The organism is Cellulomonas sp. plas2, from assembly GCF_057221735.1.
This window is the reverse complement of record NZ_CM170155.1, coordinates 2775400-2791531: the sequence shown is the minus strand read 5'-3', so window position 1 is coordinate 2791531 and position 16132 is coordinate 2775400. Positions and strand designations below refer to the sequence as shown.

The 16132-nt window shown below is 77.4% G+C and carries 12 protein-coding genes and 1 pseudogene; 10 read left to right on the top strand and 3 right to left on the bottom strand.

Annotated features, from left to right (window positions below; all coding sequences use genetic code 11):
* Positions 1-41: 41 nt before the first annotated feature.
* The 6 genes and pseudogenes from mtrB to secA all read left to right on the top strand — a co-directional run bounded on the left by mtrB (position 42) and on the right by secA (position 10041).
* Positions 42-1754, top strand: coding sequence for an MtrAB system histidine kinase MtrB (mtrB, locus tag AC2TDM_RS12555; RefSeq protein WP_275407327.1), 1713 nt, complete (start codon positions 42-44; stop codon positions 1752-1754).
* A complete protein-coding gene (locus AC2TDM_RS12550; protein WP_484634818.1) occupies positions 1751-3436 on the top strand; it encodes an LpqB family beta-propeller domain-containing protein in 1686 nt (561 codons plus the stop codon). The genes mtrB and AC2TDM_RS12550 overlap by 4 nt, the downstream gene beginning before the upstream one ends.
* Positions 3437-3614: 178 nt before the next feature.
* Positions 3615-4469, top strand: a complete 855-nt coding sequence (locus AC2TDM_RS12545) for a ComF family protein (protein WP_239078689.1) — start codon at positions 3615-3617, stop codon at positions 4467-4469.
* Positions 4470-4831: 362 nt separating this feature from the next.
* Positions 4832-5464, top strand: a pseudogene (gene hpf / locus AC2TDM_RS12540) (ribosome hibernation-promoting factor, HPF/YfiA family); the annotation flags it as partial.
* Between the two features lie 217 nt (positions 5465-5681).
* Positions 5682-7094, top strand: a complete 1413-nt coding sequence (locus AC2TDM_RS12535; protein ID WP_484634817.1) for a winged helix-turn-helix domain-containing protein — start codon at positions 5682-5684, stop codon at positions 7092-7094.
* A gap of 1 nt (position 7095) precedes the next feature.
* A complete protein-coding gene (gene secA / locus AC2TDM_RS12530) occupies positions 7096-10041 on the top strand; it encodes a preprotein translocase subunit SecA (RefSeq protein WP_090030364.1) in 2946 nt (981 codons plus the stop codon).
* A 61-nt stretch (positions 10042-10102) separates the two neighbouring features.
* On the opposite strand, the gene AC2TDM_RS12525 is transcribed toward secA, so the two are convergent.
* Both AC2TDM_RS12525 and AC2TDM_RS12520 read right to left on the bottom strand, forming a co-directional pair.
* Positions 10103-10933: an Rv3235 family protein gene (locus AC2TDM_RS12525; RefSeq protein ID WP_175499156.1), complete on the bottom strand. Its 831-nt coding sequence runs from the start codon at positions 10931-10933 to the stop codon at positions 10103-10105.
* A 143-nt stretch (positions 10934-11076) separates the two neighbouring features.
* On the bottom strand, positions 11077-12132 hold the full coding sequence (locus AC2TDM_RS12520; RefSeq protein WP_175499157.1) for a LysM peptidoglycan-binding domain-containing protein: 1056 nt from the start codon (positions 12130-12132) through the stop codon (positions 11077-11079).
* Between the two features lie 135 nt (positions 12133-12267).
* On the opposite strand from AC2TDM_RS12520, the gene AC2TDM_RS12515 reads away from it, so the two are divergent.
* A complete protein-coding gene (locus AC2TDM_RS12515; RefSeq protein ID WP_484634816.1) occupies positions 12268-12813 on the top strand; it encodes a hypothetical protein in 546 nt (181 codons plus the stop codon).
* A gap of 83 nt (positions 12814-12896) precedes the next feature.
* Here AC2TDM_RS12515 and AC2TDM_RS12510 read toward each other — a convergent pair whose 3' ends face one another.
* The gene (locus tag AC2TDM_RS12510) at positions 12897-13133 is read right to left on the bottom strand and encodes a helix-turn-helix domain-containing protein (RefSeq protein WP_090029759.1); all 237 of its coding nucleotides are present in this window, start codon (positions 13131-13133) and stop codon (positions 12897-12899) included.
* Positions 13134-13319: 186 nt separating this feature from the next.
* Between AC2TDM_RS12510 and AC2TDM_RS12505 the strand changes: the two genes are divergently transcribed.
* The 3 genes from AC2TDM_RS12505 to AC2TDM_RS12495 are packed head-to-tail and all read left to right on the top strand — an operon-like array spanning position 13320 to position 16070.
* Positions 13320-14126, top strand: coding sequence for a hypothetical protein (locus AC2TDM_RS12505; RefSeq protein WP_484634815.1), 807 nt, complete (start codon positions 13320-13322; stop codon positions 14124-14126).
* Positions 14123-15610 (top strand): CpaE/TadZ family protein, encoded by a 1488-nt coding sequence (locus AC2TDM_RS12500; protein ID WP_484634814.1) that lies wholly within the window; start codon positions 14123-14125, stop codon positions 15608-15610. The genes AC2TDM_RS12505 and AC2TDM_RS12500 overlap by 4 nt, the downstream gene beginning before the upstream one ends.
* 4 nt (positions 15611-15614) lie before the next feature.
* The gene (locus tag AC2TDM_RS12495) at positions 15615-16070 is read left to right on the top strand and encodes a DUF6912 family protein (protein WP_484634813.1); all 456 of its coding nucleotides are present in this window, start codon (positions 15615-15617) and stop codon (positions 16068-16070) included.
* Positions 16071-16132: the final 62 nt, after the last annotated feature.

Genomic DNA, 16132 nt, shown 5'->3' with positions numbered 1-16132 from the left:
CCCCTCCACGGCAGGGCCGGCACCCCCGGCGGCGGCCGGGGGTGGCGCTGCGGCTGCTGCGGCTGCGCACGGGCCGGCGGCTGCAGGCGGCGGCGCGCCGGTGGCGGACCTCGCTGCAGGTGCGCGTCATCGCCTCCACGATGGTGATCGGCGTGCTGGTGCTGGCCCTCGTCGCCGCCTACGTCGGCCTGCGGATGCGCGACGGCCTGTTCGACGCGCGCGTCACGCAGGTCCTCCAGGAGGCCGCCCGCAGCACGCGGCAGGCCCAGGGCACCTTCGACTCCTCGACCGCGACGACGGGTGCGGACGTGCAGACGCTGCTCTACGACGTGTCGAGCGCCCAGCGCACGGGCGGTGCCACGCCGCGCGAGGTGTTCCTCCTGCGCGCGCCGGGACAGTCCTCGCCGGTGCGCGTCGGGGCCGTCGCCTCCGACGCGACCCTCGTCGGCCTCGTCAGCCCCGCCCTGCGCGAGTCCGTCACGGACGGCGCGCAGCACTGGCAGAGCGTGGCCCTGCCGGTCGCGGGCGGCGGGACGGAGCCGGCCGTCGTCGTCGGGCAGCCGGTCGACGTGCCCGTCGTGGGGCAGTACCAGCTCTTCTTCCTGTACAGCCTCCAGGCCGAGCAGGAGCGGCTGGACCTGCTGTGGCGCACCCTCGCGCTGGCGGGCGTGGCCCTGGCGGGGCTGCTCGGGGCGATCACGTGGCTCGTCACGCGGCAGACCGTGCACCCCGTGCGGCAGGCCGCGGCCGTCGCCGAGCGGCTGGCCGACGGGCACCTCACGGAACGCCTGCCCGTGCGCGGCGAGGACGAGATGGCCACGCTCGCACGCGCGTTCAACGAGATGGCGGGCAGCCTGCAGGACCAGATCGCGCGGCTCGAGGAGCTCGGCGCGGTGCAGCGCCGGTTCGTCTCGGACGTCTCCCACGAGCTGCGCACGCCGCTGACGACCATCCGCATCGCCGGGGAGATGATCCACGAGGCGCGCGAGGGCTTCGACCCGGTGGTCAAGCGCTCGGCGGAGCTGCTGGCGATGCAGCTCGACCGGTTCGAGGACCTGCTGGCCGACCTGCTCGAGATCAGCCGGTTCGACGCGGGGGCCGCGGTCCTGGACGCCGACGCCGCCGACGTCCGGGAGGTCGTCGTGCGGGCCGTCGAGCACGCCGCGACCCTGGCCGAACGGCGCGGCTCGTGGCTGTCCGTCGCCCTCCCCGCGGGCCCGTGCGTCGCGGACATCGACCCGCGCCGGGTGGAGCGCGTGCTGCGGAACCTGCTCGTCAACGCCGTCGAGCACGCGGAGGGCAGCGACGTCGTCGTCACCGTGGCCGCCGACGACCAGGCCGTGGCGGTCGGCGTGCGCGACCACGGCATCGGCATGACCGCCCAGGAGGCCCAGCACGTGTTCGACCGGTTCTGGCGGGCCGACCCCGCCCGCGCGCGCACCACGGGCGGCACCGGCCTCGGCCTCGCCATCGCCGTGGAGGACGCGCACCTGCACGGCGGCCGCCTCGAGGCCTGGGGACGACCCGGACGCGGCGCCCACTTCGTCCTCACCCTGCCGCGGCGGGCCGGCATCCGGCTGGGGCTCTCGCCCCTGCCGCTGGAGCCCGAGGACGACTCAACCCCCGCGCCGCCCGCGGCCGCACCCGGCAGCGGCGGTCCGGACCCCGCGGCCCTGCCGGCGCTGCTGGCCGACGACGCGCGGGCCGACGCGCAGGCCGACGCGCGGGCCGACGCGCGGACGGACGCCCGGTGAGGGCGCCGACGGGTCCCCGCGCGCTGCGCCGGCGCCGCGGCGTGCTCGCGCCCCTCGTCGCGGCGCTGCTCGTCGTGCTCGCGGGGTGCGTGTCCATCCCGACGAGCGGGCCGGTCACGGAGGGTGCCGTGGCCGTCGACGAGGGCGGCCGCATCGACGTGCTGGCGGAGGGGCCGCAGGAGGGGGCGCAGCCGGAGGAGATCGTCCAGGGCTTCCTCCTGGCGGGGGCGGCCGGGTTCGGCGACGACTTCGTCGTCGCGCGGCAGTTCCTCACGGGCGACGCGCGCGCCGAGTGGTCGCCGCTCGCGGGCGTCGTCGTCGCGGGGTCGGTCGACCTGCAGCGGACCTCGACCTCGGAGGTGTCCGTCTCCGTCCCCGTGGTGGCGCGCGTCGACGCCGACGGCCGCTACGCCGAGGCTGCGGCCGGGGCGGCCCAGCAGGTGACGTACGGGCTCGTGCAGGGCGCCTCGGGGGAGTGGCGCATCGCGTCCCTGCCGGACGGCCTCGTGCTGCCCCGGTCCGTGTTCGCGACGCAGTTCCGCAGCGCACCGCTGTGGTTCCTGTCGCCCGACCGCACCTTCCTCGTCCCCGAGGTCCGCTGGTTCCCCGAGCGCAACCTCGCCACGGCGGTCGTGCAGGCGCTGCTCGCCGGTCCGTCGCCGTGGCTGCGCGACGCCGTGGCCACGGCGGTACCCGACGGCGCGCGGCTCGTCGGATCGGTGCCGGTGGACGCCGCCGGCGTCGCGCAGGTGACCCTCGCACCGCCCGCCGCCGTGCTGGAGGCGGACCGCGGCCTGCTGCTCGCCCAGCTCGAGGCGACGCTCGCGCTGCCCCGGGTCAGCCGCGCGCAGGTCAGCAGCGGCGACGTCGTGCTCGAGGACCCCGTGGCCCTCGAGAGCGGCGTGGTGACGTCGGGCGCACCGGAGATGCTGCAGGACGGGTCGCTCGTCCGGCTCGCCGGCGGCGGGCTTGAGCCCGTGGACGAGGTCGGCTCCCTCGCGGGGCTCGGCGCGCGGTCCCCGGCCCGGTCGGAGGACGGGTCGGTGCGGGTGCTGCTCACGGACGCGGGTCTCGTCCGGGCGCCGTCGCCGGGCGGTGAGCCCGTAGTCCTCGTGCCGGGCGCCGACCTGGCCGCCCCGGGCGTCGACCGGCTGGGGTGGGCCTGGACGGCCCGCACGGGGGACGGCGGCGGCCTGTGGGCGGCCGGGCCCGACGGTGCCGTCGTCGAGGTGACCGCGGACTGGCTCGACGACCGGCGCGTGCGGTCCCTGCGCGTGTCCCGCGACGCCACGCGCGTCGCCGTGGTCAGCGAGGGCGTCGACGGCGTGGCCGTGGACGTGGCCGGCGTCGTCCGCGACGAGGGAGGCGTGCCGCGGACGGCCGGCGAGGCCGTCCGGGTCGGCGCGTCGCTGGTCGACGCGACGTCGGTGGCGTGGGTGGACGCCACGACGCTCGCCGTCGTCGGCCGCAGCACCGGGGCGCCGGCCCTGCACCTCGTCCCCGTCGCGGGTGCCACCGTCGTGCAGCCGGAGCTGTCGGACCTGGCCGCCGTCGCCGCCGGGCGGGGGGAGCGCAACCTCCTCGCGGCGACGACCGAGGGCAGCCTGTACCGGCTCGACGGACCGAGCTGGGTGCGCGTGGCGGGCGTGGAGGACGTGCGCGACCCGTCCTACCCCGGCTGACCCTCGCGAGCCGTCCCCAGCCCGCGACCTGGTGCGCCCGTCCCGTGAGCGCTGCGTGCTGCCGTCACGGTCGTCCGGACGGGGCCAGGGTGCCGCCATGGCTGAGGTGGCGGGACCCGCGCGAGGGCTGGCACGAGGAGTGGCAGGGGGGCCGGTGGGAGGGCCGGTGGGAGGGCCGGTGGGAGGGCTCCCCCGAGCGGTCGTGGTCCGGGTGCTGGCACGGCTGCTGGCGGGGCTGGGGACGGAGCTGCTCGGGCTGCTGCTGCCCGTCGCCTGCGCCGGGTGCGGGCGGCCCGACGAGCGGTGGTGCGCGTCCTGCCGTGCCGCCTGGTCGCACGGACCGGTGCGGTGCGAGTCCCGGGCGGGTCGCTGGGACCGGCTGGACGGTGCGAGCGCGCCGGTCTGGGCGCTGGCGGACGCGACGGGTCCCGCGCGGGCGGTCGTCGTGCAGTGGAAGGACCGGGGCCGCACCGACCTGACACCGCTCCTCGCCGCGCTGCTGCGCGACGCCGCGACGGTGGTCGCACCGGACCTCGTCGCACCGGACCTCGTCGGGCCGGACCTCGTCGGGCCGGACCTCGTCGGGCCGGCGGGGAAGGGCCGTCAGACCCGGCCGCTCCTCGTCGTGCCGGTGCCGTCGACGGCGGCTGCGCGGCGGCGGCGGGGCGAGCACCGGGTCGGGCGCCTGGTGCCGGGGGTGGCGGCCGGGTGCCGCGACGGCGGGACGGCGGCGGTGGCGGCACCGGTGCTCGTCCGACGGGGCGGCCGCGACCAGGCGGGGCTGGGGCGTGCGGCGCGGGCCCGCAACCTCGACGACGGCGTGCGCCTCGCCCGCGTGCCCCGGCTGCCGGACCTGCACGAAGCGCGCGTGCTGCTCGTCGACGACGTGCTCACGACCGGCGCGACGCTCGCGGTCTGCCGGCGGGTGCTCGAGCGGGCGGGGGCCGACGTCGTCGGCGCGCTGGTGCTCGCCTCGACCCCGCCCCCGGGGTCGGCGCGGGCGGAGACCCCGACCGCGCCGGCGGCGCCCTGAGGGCCCGGTGCCGGCCCGGTTCGCGCGCGGTCCCGGCGCCCCGGCCGGCTCGCGGGCCCCTCCGCGCGGTGGCGGTGGCCGGGACCGTGGTCCCTGGTGCCGGGCGGGCCCGCACGGGCGCCACGGGCGGGGGACGCCCGTCGGGGTGGCGCGGCGCGCCCAGCCGCCGGACCTGCGGTTGACGTGCGGGTGGGGGCGGTTAGCGTGGAGGTCAGCCACGACGGCGGCGCAGGTCCGGGTCCTCCCGGGATCCCGTGCCGGCGGCCGGAGGGAGGTGACGCAGCATCCCTGCCCCTTGCGGGCAGCCCTCGACACCGAACGCGGGCGGGCTCGGTCCCGCCCCTGCACCTCATGGAGGCACCGTGGAGATCGTGGTCGCCGGCCGGCACACCGACGTGCTCCCCAAGTTCCGGGCGCACGCCGAGCAGAAGCTGGCCAAGGTCGCACAGCTGGCCCCGCGCGCGCAGCGCATCGACGTCATGGTCACGCACGAGGCGAACGCGAAGCCCTCGGGCGTGCGCGAACGCGTCGAGCTCACCGTCATCGACAAGGGTCCGGTGATCCGCGCCGAGGCGTGCGCGGACGACAGGAACGCGGCCCTCGACCTCGCGCTCGCGCGACTCCTCGAACGGCTGCGCCGCAGCCACGACCGGCGCAAGGACCACCACGGGCGCGCACCGCTGACGCCCATGGACGTGCGTCCGCCGGAGCCCGTCGAGCCCGCGCCCGAGCCCGCCCCCGACCGCATGGCGGCCGGCACCACCACGGAGACGACGCTGGGCGACTCGCCCGTCGTCATCCGCGAGAAGGTGCACGAGGCCCAGCCCATGACGGTGGACGACGCCATCTACGAGATGGAGCTCGTCGGGCACGACTTCTTCCTCTTCGTCGACGCGGAGACGGCCCAGCCGTCGGTGGCGTACCGCCGCCGCGGGTGGACCTACGGGGTCATCAAGCTCGACATGCCCGTCGCGGGGCTGGGGACGCGGCAGGCGGCCACCGGCGGGGACGCCGTCGCCGACGGTCGGGTCGACGTGCCGGCCGACCTCGACGGGGCCATGCGCGCGGCGCCGCTCCCGCGGCCGGCCGAGCCGGAGCGCGAGGCCGTGCCCGCGCGCTGAGCGCCGACCGCACGACCGGACCTGCCGACGGGCACCGGGCGCCGCCCGGTGCCCGTCGGCGCGTGTCGGGGGTCGCGGGCAGGATGGCGGCATGGCAGCCGTCCCGGAGCAGCTGACCCTCTCGCAGGCGCGCCGCGCGACCCTGCGGGCGCACGGGCTGGCCGGACCGCGCCCCGCGCGCGCCGTCACGGGCCGGGCGGTCGACGCGGTCGTGGACCGCCTGGGCGTCCTGCAGATCGACTCGGTCAACGTCCTCGCGCGCGCCCACCTGGTGCCGCTGTGGTCGCGGCTGGGCGCGTACGACCCGGCCCTGCTCGACCGCGCCGCGGGCCGGGCGCCGCGGCGGCTCGTCGAGGCGTGGGCGCACCAGGCCTCCTACGTGCCCGTGACGACCTTTCCGCTCCTGGGCTGGCGGCGCCGGGCCTACCGGACGCAGGCGTGGGGGTCGATCCGGTCCGTGCCGCTGCAGCTGTCCGCCGAGCTCGCCGACGTGCGCGCGGTCGTCGCCGAGCGCGGCCCGCTCACCGCCCGCGAGGTGCACGACCTGCTCGGCGCCCAGCCCCTGGCGGCGCGCACGGACTGGGGCTGGAACTGGACGGCCGCGAAGCGCGTGCTCGAGTTCCTCTTCTTCACGGGTGAGGTGGCGGCGGCCAGCCGCACGGCGTCCTTCGAGCGTCGCTACGACCTCACGGAGCGCGTCCTGCCACCGCACGTGCGTGACGCGCCCGAGCCGGCGGAGGCCGACGCCGTGCGGGCGCTCGTCACCGTCGCCGCCCGGGCGCAGGGCGTGGCGTCCCTGCGCTGCCTGACCGACCACTTCCGGCTCCGGCAGGACCAGGTGCGGCCGGCGGTGGCCGACCTCGTGGACGCCGGGGAGCTCGTCCCCGTGCGGGTCGAGGGCTGGGACACGGCCGTCGTGCGCCACCGCGACGCCACCGTGCCGCGCCGGGCGGCGGGGGCGACGCTGCTGAGCCCGTTCGACCCGGTCGTGTTCGAGCGGCGGCGCGTCGAGACGCTGTTCGGGCTGCGCTACCGCATCGAGATCTACGTGCCCGAGCCGCTGCGGACGTGGGGCTACTACGTGCTGCCGTTCCTGCTGGGCGAGCACGTGGTGGCCCTCGTCGACCTCAAGGCCGACCGGGGCGCGGGGGTGCTGCGCGTGCTCGCCGCGCACACCGCGCCGGTCGTCGGGCCCGCGGCGGCGGACCGGCGGGCGCCCCGGCCTGGGCCGGGGGAGGTCGCCCACGCGCTGGCGGCCGAGCTCGTCGCGGTGGCGGGCTGGCTCGGGCTGGGGGAGGTGGAGGTGGGGGACCGGTCGTCGGGCGAGCACCGCCTGGTGGGGGACCTGGCGCCCGTTCTCGCGACGGCCCTCGTCGGGCGGTCCGCCGCCTCGCCTACGATGGGGGCGGCGTCCGCCGTGCACGTGCCGGCCGGTGGTCGGCAGGACGGCGACGCCGCTGCTCCCGGGGCGCCCGCCCCGGGGACACCCGAACCTGGGGAGTGACGTGCCTGCGATCCTCGAGAAGGTCCTGCGCCTCGGCGAGGGCCGCGTCCTGAAGAAGCTGACGGGCATCTCCGCGCAGGTCAACGCGCTGGAGAGCGGCTTCGTCGACCTCTCGGACGCCGAGCTGCGCGAGGAGACGGACCGCTTCAAGGCGCGGCTGGCCGACGGCGAGAGCCTCGACGCGCTGCTGCCCGAGGCGTTCGCGGCCGTCCGCGAGGCGTCGAGCCGGACCCTCGGCCAGCGGCACTTCGACGTCCAGCTCATGGGCGGCGCGGCCCTGCACCTGGGCAACATCGCGGAGATGCGCACGGGTGAGGGCAAGACCCTCGTCGCCACCGCGCCCGCGTACCTCAACGCGCTGACCGGCAAGGGCGTGCACGTCGTCACGGTCAACGACTACCTGGCGCGCTACCAGAGCGAGCTCATGGGCCGCGTGTACCGCTTCCTCGGGCTGACGACGGGGACGGTGCTGACGGGGCAGACCCCGGCCGAGCGCCGCCAGCAGTACGCCGCGGACATCACCTACGGCACGAACAACGAGTTCGGCTTCGACTACCTGCGCGACAACATGGCGTGGTCCGCCGACGACCTCGTCCAGCGCGGCCACCACTTCGCGATCGTCGACGAGGTCGACTCCATCCTCATCGACGAGGCGCGCACGCCGCTCATCATCTCCGGGCCGGCCTCCGGCGACATCAACCGCTGGTACGCGGAGTTCGCCAAGGTCGTGCGACGCCTCGAGCCCGAGCGCGACTACGAAGTCGACGAGAAGAAGCGCACGGTCGGCGTCCTCGAGCCCGGCATCGAGCGCGTCGAGGACCACCTCGGGATCGACAACCTCTACGAGTCGCTCAACACGCCGCTCATCGGCTTCCTCAACAACGCCATCAAGGCGAAGGAGCTGTTCAAGCGCGACAAGGACTACGTCGTCATGAACGGCGAGGTGCTCATCGTCGACGAGCACACGGGCCGCATCCTGCCCGGCCGCCGCTACAACGAGGGCATGCACCAGGCCATCGAGGCCAAGGAGGGCGTGCAGATCAAGGCGGAGAACCAGACGCTCGCCACGATCACGCTGCAGAACTACTTCCGGCTCTACGACAAGCTCGCCGGCATGACCGGCACGGCCGAGACCGAGGCGGCCGAGTTCCAGAGCACGTACAAGCTGGGCGTCGTGCCGATCCCGACGAACCGGCCGATGCAGCGCATCGACCAGCGCGACTTCGTCTACAAGTCCGAGGACGGCAAGTTCGACGCGGTCGTCACGGACATCGTCGAGCGGCACGCCAAGGGCCAGCCCGTGCTCGTCGGCACGACGAGCGTGGAGAAGTCCGAGCTGCTGTCCTCCAAGCTGAAGAAGCAGGGCGTCCCGCACGAGGTGCTCAACGCGAAGCAGCACGCGCGGGAGGCGGCGATCGTCGCCCAGGCGGGCCGCAAGGGCGCCGTCACGGTCGCGACCAACATGGCCGGCCGCGGGACGGACATCATGCTCGGCGGCAACGCCGAGTTCATGGCCGTGGCGGACCTCGCCGCGCGCGGGCTCGACCCGGCGGAGAACGCCGAGGAGTACGAGGCGGCCTGGCCCGAGGCGCTGGAGAAGGCGAAGGAGGCCGTCGCGGCGGAGCACGACGAGGTCGTCGAGCTCGGCGGCCTGTACGTGCTGGGCACCGAGCGGCACGAGTCGCGCCGCATCGACAACCAGCTCCGCGGCCGGTCGGGCCGCCAGGGCGACCCGGGGGAGTCCCGGTTCTACCTGTCGCTGCAGGACGACCTCATGCGCCTGTTCAACTCCGGCCTGGCCGAGCAGATGATGACGCGGGCGGGCTTCCCCGAGGACATGCCGCTGGAGTCGAAGATCGTCACGCGCGGCATCCAGTCCGCGCAGTCGCAGGTCGAGTCGCGCAACTTCGAGATCCGCAAGAACGTCCTCAAGTACGACGACGTCCTGTCCCGGCAGCGCGCGGTCATCTACGACGAGCGCCGCCGCGTGCTGGAGGGCGAGGACCTGCAGGAGCAGGTGTCCCACTTCCGCGCCGACGTCCTGCGGTCCTACATCGCCGCGGGCACCACCGAGGGCCGCCCCGAGGACTGGGACCTCGACGCGCTGTGGACCGCGCTCAAGGCCGTCTACCCCGTGACGATCACGCCGGAGGAGGTCGTCGAGGAGGCCGGTGGCCCGACACGGTTGACGGCCGAGCTCATCGAGCGGGAGATCCTCTCCGACGCCGAGGTGGCCTACGCCGAGCGCGAGGCGCAGCTGGGCGAGGACATGATGCGCCAGCTCGAGCGGCGCGTGACGCTGTCGGTCCTCGACCGCAAGTGGCGCGAGCACCTCTACGAGATGGACTACCTCAAGGAGGGCATCGGGCTGCGGGCCATGGCGCAGCGCGACCCCCTGGTCGAGTACCAGCGCGAGGGCTACCAGCTCTTCGGCGTCATGACCGACGCCATCAAGGAGGAGACGGTCTCCTACCTCTACCGGCTCGAGGTGCAGGTGGCCCCGGCCGAGACGCCCGCATCGGCCGTCGGCGCCGCGCCGAGCGTCGGCCTGCCGCGGGCCGGCGGCGCCACGGCAGCAGGTGCCACGTCAGCAGGTGCCACGGCGAGCGGGGCCACGGCGGCGTCCGGCGGGGCGGCGGGCGCTGCGGCGGCGGGAGCGGTCGCGGGCGTCGCGGACTCCGACGGGGCCGGTGGCGGGGCGACCGCGGCGGACGGTGACGAGGACGCCGCCGTGACGGCTGCGCCCGCGGCCCGGCCGGCGCCGGTCCTCACGGGGAAGGGGCTGGACGGGCCCGAGCCCGTGCGCCTGCAGTACTCGGCGCCGTCGGTGGACGGGGACGCGGGGACGGTCGTGCGGACCGAGGTGCCCGAGGGCGCCGACGCCGCGGCCGACGGGGGCAGCAACCGGGAGGCGCGCCGCAAGGCCAAGCAGGGCCGCCGCCGCTGACAGTGGTCGGGCCGGACGCGCGGTCGGTGGCGGGTGTCCCGTCGGGTCCCGCGCCGGCTCGTCAGGCCAGCTCCAGCGAGGTCACCCGCCACTGACCGCGGTGGGCGTCGAGGCGGAGCGCGGCGGCCCGCACCCGGTCGCCCTCGGCCACGACGACGGCAGCCTCGGCGGAGCGGTCCGAGACGCGCACCGCGCGTACGCGGCGCACGGTGGCGCTGCGGCGCGTCCTGGTCGTGGCAACGCGCAGCTGCAGCCCTGCGCGCACCCGCACTTCTTCGTAGACGGCCGGCGCGAGCCACCGGGCGAGCTGGGCGACCGGCCGCGTCCCGGCGAGGACCTCAACGACGGCCTGGGCCACGGAGGCGGCGGCGCGCGCCGGGTCGTGCTCGGGCGTCTCGTCGGACTGCTCCAGCACCTCGCCCTCGAAGTCCGCGTCGTGCACGCGCAGGGCCCGCACGCGCTCCGCGAGCCGCGGCGGCGGACCCGGCACGAGGGGAGCCGCGCCCTGCCGCGGCCCGCGGGGTGCCGGCGCGCCGTGCAGCAGGCGGACGCGGGCCGCGCCCAGCTGGAGGCCGTCGGCGCCTGGCCGTGCCGTGGCCGGCGCGGTGCGTCCGCGCCCCGGCGCGGCCTGCGCGACCGAGGTGATCGGCTCGACCGAGGCGATCCGCTCGACCGCGGTGACCTGCTCGACCGCGGTGACCTGCTCGACCGCGGTGACCGGCGCGACGGCGGTGGCCGGCGACGTGCTGGCGCGGGGCGGGGCCACCGGCACGAGGTGCGGGCGCACGAGGGCGTCGAGGCGCGCGGCGAGCGTCGTGGTGCCGCGGGCGGCTGCGTCCGACGGGCGCGTGCCCGTGCTCGGGAGGGCGGGGGCGAGGTCGGCGACGCTCATGTCGGGTTTCCGTTCGTGGTGCGGACAGGCGTGGGCGGTGTGTGGATAAGGGGTTGGGTGGAATCGGGGTGTCGGATCCGGGGTGGGTCCGACGTGGTGGTGCGGCGTCGCTGGTCGTCCTGCGGTGGCGGCGTACGGCTGGCTCAGCCGTGAAGGGGGAGGTTGGCCGGGATGCGCAGCACCTGACCCGGCAGCAGGACGTCCGGGTCCGGCCCGACGACGTCCCGGTTGGCCGCGTAGAGGGCCGGCCAGGCGGCGGCGACCGCGCTGCCCGGCGCGTCCTCACCCAGCAGCGCGTCGGTGAGCGACCACAGGGAGTCCCCCACGCGGACCACGACGGTGCTGGTGCCGTGGCCGGTGCCGGTGCTCGTGCTGGTGCCGGTGCTCGTGCTGGTGCCGGTGCTCGTGCTCGGGAGAGGTCCTCCCGTCGTCGCGCGTCCCGCCGTGGCGGCGGTCCCGGGCGGTGCGGCCGGCGGGACCGATGTGGCGGACGGCGGAGCCGCCGGTGCGGGGGACGCGGTCGGCGTCGACGTGCCGGTCGACGTGCCGGTCGACGTGCCGGTCGACGCCGCCGGCGGTACCGGTGCCGGTGCGGCGGTGGCGGTCGACGTCGGTGCCGGGGACCTGGTGGCGGGGGAGGAGGGCGTCGGCCGGGGCGACGCGGTGCGCTCCGGCCGGGGTGCCGTCGTCGCGCCCGCGGTGGTGGTCGATGTCGGCGTCGGCGGCGCGACGGCGGTCGGCGACGAGGTCGCGCTCGGCGGGCCGCTCACGGCCCACCCCAGCTCGTCGGGCGGGGTGACGGGACCGGCGCCGAGAGCGGCCGGTGCGCCACCGAGCCCGAGGCCGAGACCGACCGTGACCACGAGCGTGCGTCGGACGACCGTCGGTGCCCACCGCTGCACGGCGCGCTCACCGCCGCGCCAGGCCCCGCCCGCCACGCGCACCACCAGGCAGGCGGCCGCGACCAGCGTGGAGACGGCGAGCCACGCGGCCGCCACCGCGCCGACGGCCAGGACGAGCAGCTCGACCACGTCGTCCACCGCGAGCGCCGGCCCGCCGACGAGCACGGTCGGTGCCAGCCCGGCGGCACGGCCGGCAGCGGCCGCACCGAGCGCTCCGACGAGGGCTCCACCGACCAGCAGGCCCGCCATCCGGCAGACGAGGGTGCTCGTCCGCGGACGGGCGTGAGGGACGACCACGATGCGCTCCGGTCTCGTTCGTTGTTGTTTGATGCTGTTTGCTGTTTCTCAGTGCGCGATGTCTACCGCCCCACGATGCCCGCGGTCCAGCCGCAGCCGTCTCGCAGGGCGCATTTCGCCCGTACGGTGGACGGCATGCGGTGGGAGGCGCTCTTCGCGGACCTGGAGGCGCAGGCCGCCGCCGAGGAGAGGGCCGAGGCGCTCGTCGCGGTCCCCGACCTCGTCCGTGCCGAGCGGGCGTCGGTGCTGCTCGCGGACCGCCTCCGCGCGTCGCGGGGGGCGCCGCTCGTCGTGACCGCAGGGTCACGGACGTGGGCGGGCGCCGTCCTCGGCGCCGCCTCCGAGTGGCTCCTGCTGGCGCCCTCGGAGCACCGCCGGGTGCTCGTCGTGCTCGCCGCCGTGCGCACCGTGCGCGGACTGGGGCGGGCGGCCGGCGCGCCACCCGGACGGGTCGAGGGTCGGCTCGGCCTGACGGCCGCGCTGCGGGGGCTGGCACGCGACCGCGTGCGGGTGCGGGTGCTGCTGCGCGACGACGCGGACGACGCGGACGGCGTCGTCGGCCGGCTGGACGCGGTCTACGCCGACCACGTGGACCTGCTGCCCGACGAGGCGGCGGGCGGGCGGCGGGGTCCGGTGACCGTGTCGACGGCGGCCGTGGCCGCCGTCGAGGAGCTGCCGTAGGGCGTGGTGCGCCGACGCGGTCGCCGGTGGGCGGTCAGACCCCCTGATCGGTCAGACCCCTGATCGGTCGGACCTCCGCTGGGTCAGACCTCCTGAGCGGTCGGGACCTCCGTGGTCTCACCCTCGGCGATGCGCCGGCTCGTCTGCTCGTACATGCGCTGGATGTAGGCCTCGAGCTCCGTGGCCTCGACGCGCCACTGGCCGCGCCCGCCGATCTGCAGGGCCCGCAGCTCGCCGGAGCGGACCAGCGCGTACGCCTGCGGCGCGGAGATGTTGAGGATCTCCGTGACGTCGGCGAGCGTGAGGAACCTCGGGGCCATGCCCCGCAGTGTGACACGGCGTGGCAATCGGGCGACGTCGTCCACAGGGCGTCCCCGCGGAGGCGCCGGGATCGGCACGATGTGCCCGGATCGCACCGCGACGCGACCTGCGCGTCCCGACCCCCGCCCCCGCCGCCCGTCCCGCCATCCGTCGGACGGGCGCCGGACCGAGACCCCCGGAGCGTCATGGCCACCACCCTCGAGCGCACGGACCTGCGTCCGGACGGACGTCCCGGCACGCCGTCGGGCGCCCTGCCGGCCCCGGTCGCCGTGCGGCTCCGCCGGCCCGGGTGGCGCGACCCCCGGCTGCTGGTGGGGATCGCGCTCGTCGCCGGCTCGGTGCTGCTGGGGTCCTGGGTCGTGCGCGCGGCGCAGGCGACCGTCCCCGTGCTCGTGGCCCGCGGGACCCTGGTCCCGGGCGACGTGGTGGCCGCGGCCGACCTCGCCGTCGAGGAGGTGCGCCTCGTCGACGCCGCGCGGTACGTCCCGGCCGCGACGGGCCTGCCGCAGGACGCCGTGGTCGTGCGCGTCGTCGGGGAGGGGGAGCTCGTGCCCGCGGCGGCCGTCGTCCCCGGCGCCGTGCTCGACGTGCGCCCCGTCGCGGTCCCCACGACGACCGCGCCGTCCGCGGACCTCGTCGTCGGCTCGACCGTGGACCTCTGGGCCACACCCCCGGTGCCGGTCGTCGGCGGCGCGGGCACGGGCATGGGCACGGGCATGGGCACGACGGGCGGCGACGGTGGGCGGGCGAGGCCGGTCGCCCTGGCCACCGGCCTGACCGTCGCGGAGGTCACGCGCGGCTCCGGCGCCCTCGCGGCCGCCACGGGCACGGTCGTGCACGTGCTCGTGCCGACCGCCGACCTGCCCGCCGTCCTCGCGGCCCTGGCGGACGGCTCGACCGTCGACGTGGTGCTCGTCCCCGGCGGGACCGGGGACGCCGTCGCCACCACGGCCACCGGCGCCACCACGGCGGACGGGGCGGCCTCGCCGTGACGGTCCCCGTGCTCACCGCGCTGCCGGGGGTGGCCGAGGCCCTCCTCGTCGCGGCCGCCGGCCGCTCGCCGCGGCTCGACGTCGTCCGCCGTTGCGCCGACCTCGCCGAGCTCCTCGCCGCCGCGGAGGCGGGGCTCGGGTCGGTCGCGCTCCTGTCGGGCGCGCTCGCGCACCTCGACCACGACGCCCTCGCCGCCCTGCGCGGGTCGGGCGCGCTCCTCGTCGGGGTCGCGGCCCCGAGCGACGAGCGTGAGGCCGACCGGCTGCGGGCGTGGGGCGTGGACGCCCTGGTCCTGGCACCCGGCGACGACGCCGCCGCGGACGCCGTCGTGCGCGAGGTGCTCGCGGCACTCGCCCGGCGCGAGGCGACGGACCCGGCGGGGACCACCGGCGGGCACACCCGGCAGGCGGGAACCGGCTCGCCCGCCCCGTGGTCGCCGCCGCCCGTCCCGCCGCGCCGTGCGGAACCGGCCTCCTCGGGCTCGCGACCGGCGGCGCCCACGGAGCCCCCGCCGGCGCGGGGACAGCTCGTCGCCGTCTGGGGCCCGACGGGTGCGCCCGGCCGCACCACCGTCGCCGTGACGCTCGCCGCCGAGCTCGCGGCGCTCGGTCACCGCACCCTGCTCGCCGACGCCGACACCTACGGCGGGTCGGTGGCCGCGACGGTCGGCATGCTCGACGAGGCCCCGGGACTGGCCGCCGCCGCCCGTGCCGCGGCGCAGGGCGGGCTCGACCTGCCGACCCTCGCCCGGCACAGCCCGCTGCTGGCGCCCGGGCTGCGCGTGCTGTCCGGCCTCGCGCGCGCCGACCGCTGGCCGGAGCTCGGTCCGGCGGCGCTGGACGTCGTGTGGGACCGGGCGCGCGACCTCGCTGCGGTCACGGTCGTCGACACGGGGTTTTGCCTCGAGGAGGACGAGCTGCTCTCCTACGACACGCGGGCGCCGCGCCGGAACGCCGCCACCACGGGTGCGCTCGACGCCGCCGACACGGTGGTCGCCGTCGGGTCCGCCGACCCGGTCGGGCTGCAGCGGCTCGTCCGCGGGCTCGACGAGCTCGCGCGCCGCCCGGCCGCCGCCGGCGCGCGCCTCGTCGTCGTCCTCAACCGCGTCCGGTCGTCCACCGCCGGGCCTGGCGGCGAGCGTGCGCTGCGCGAGGCGCTGGAGCGCTACGCCGGCGTCCAGGACGCCGTCCTCGTCCCCGAGGACCGCCCCGCCCTCGACGCGGCGCTCCTGGCCGGACGGCTGCTGCGGGAGGTCGCGCCCGCCTCTCCGGCGCGGCGCGCGCTCGTCGGGCTCGCGGGCCTCGTCGCCCCCGTCCCTGCGACGCCCGCACCCTCCGCGGGTGCGGCAGCCGGGGTCCTGCCCGGCGTCGACGGCGGACGGGGCGGGACGCACGGGGGGCGCCGGCGCGAGGCGGCGGGGGCGGCCCGGCGCGGCCGGGCGCTCGTCCGTCCCGGCCGCCGCCGCGCCGCTGCGGCAGACTGACGGCGTGCGCCTCTACGTCCCCGCCACCCTCGACGAGACCGGCCCCGGCCGCGGTCCCCTCACGCCGCGCCGCGCGCACGCCGTGACCCCGGAGCTGCGCGCCGCGCTGCCCGACGAGGACGAGGAGGGCTGGGAGTTCTCGGCACAGCTCGCCGCGGCCGACGACGCCCTCGTGCGCCTCGCGGCGGACGGCGCGGCACCACGCCTGCGGCTCGTCGTGTCCGCGGACGTGCCCGACGCCGACGTCGACCTGCGCCCCGACCCCGACGCGCCGCCGAGCGCGGTCGCGCTGCGCTCCCCGCTGCCGTGGGACGCGGTCGTGTGCGTGCACGTCGACGAGCCGGCCGCGGCGCCGGACGTCACCGCGGCGCTCGCGGGCGACAGCGCGGCCGACGAGCGGCTCGGCGAGCGCGACCTGCTCTGGTACGACGCGAGCGAGGTCGCCGACATCCCGCGCTGAGGCCGCACCGGCGCCGGCACCCGGCGACAGCATCCGACGCCGGCACCCGGCGAGGGTCCCGT

Coding starts and splice junctions, on each gene's coding strand:
- AC2TDM_RS12535 (WP_484634817.1), top strand. CDS start 5,682: ATGGCAGCCGTCCCGGAGCAGCTGACCCTCTCGCAGGCGCGCCGCGCG.
- AC2TDM_RS12525 (WP_175499156.1), bottom strand. CDS start 10,933: ATGAGCGTCGCCGACCTCGCCCCCGCCCTCCCGAGCACGGGCACGCGC.
- AC2TDM_RS12515 (WP_484634816.1), top strand. CDS start 12,268: ATGCGGTGGGAGGCGCTCTTCGCGGACCTGGAGGCGCAGGCCGCCGCC.
- AC2TDM_RS12510 (WP_090029759.1), bottom strand. CDS start 13,133: ATGGCCCCGAGGTTCCTCACGCTCGCCGACGTCACGGAGATCCTCAAC.
- AC2TDM_RS12505 (WP_484634815.1), top strand. CDS start 13,320: ATGGCCACCACCCTCGAGCGCACGGACCTGCGTCCGGACGGACGTCCC.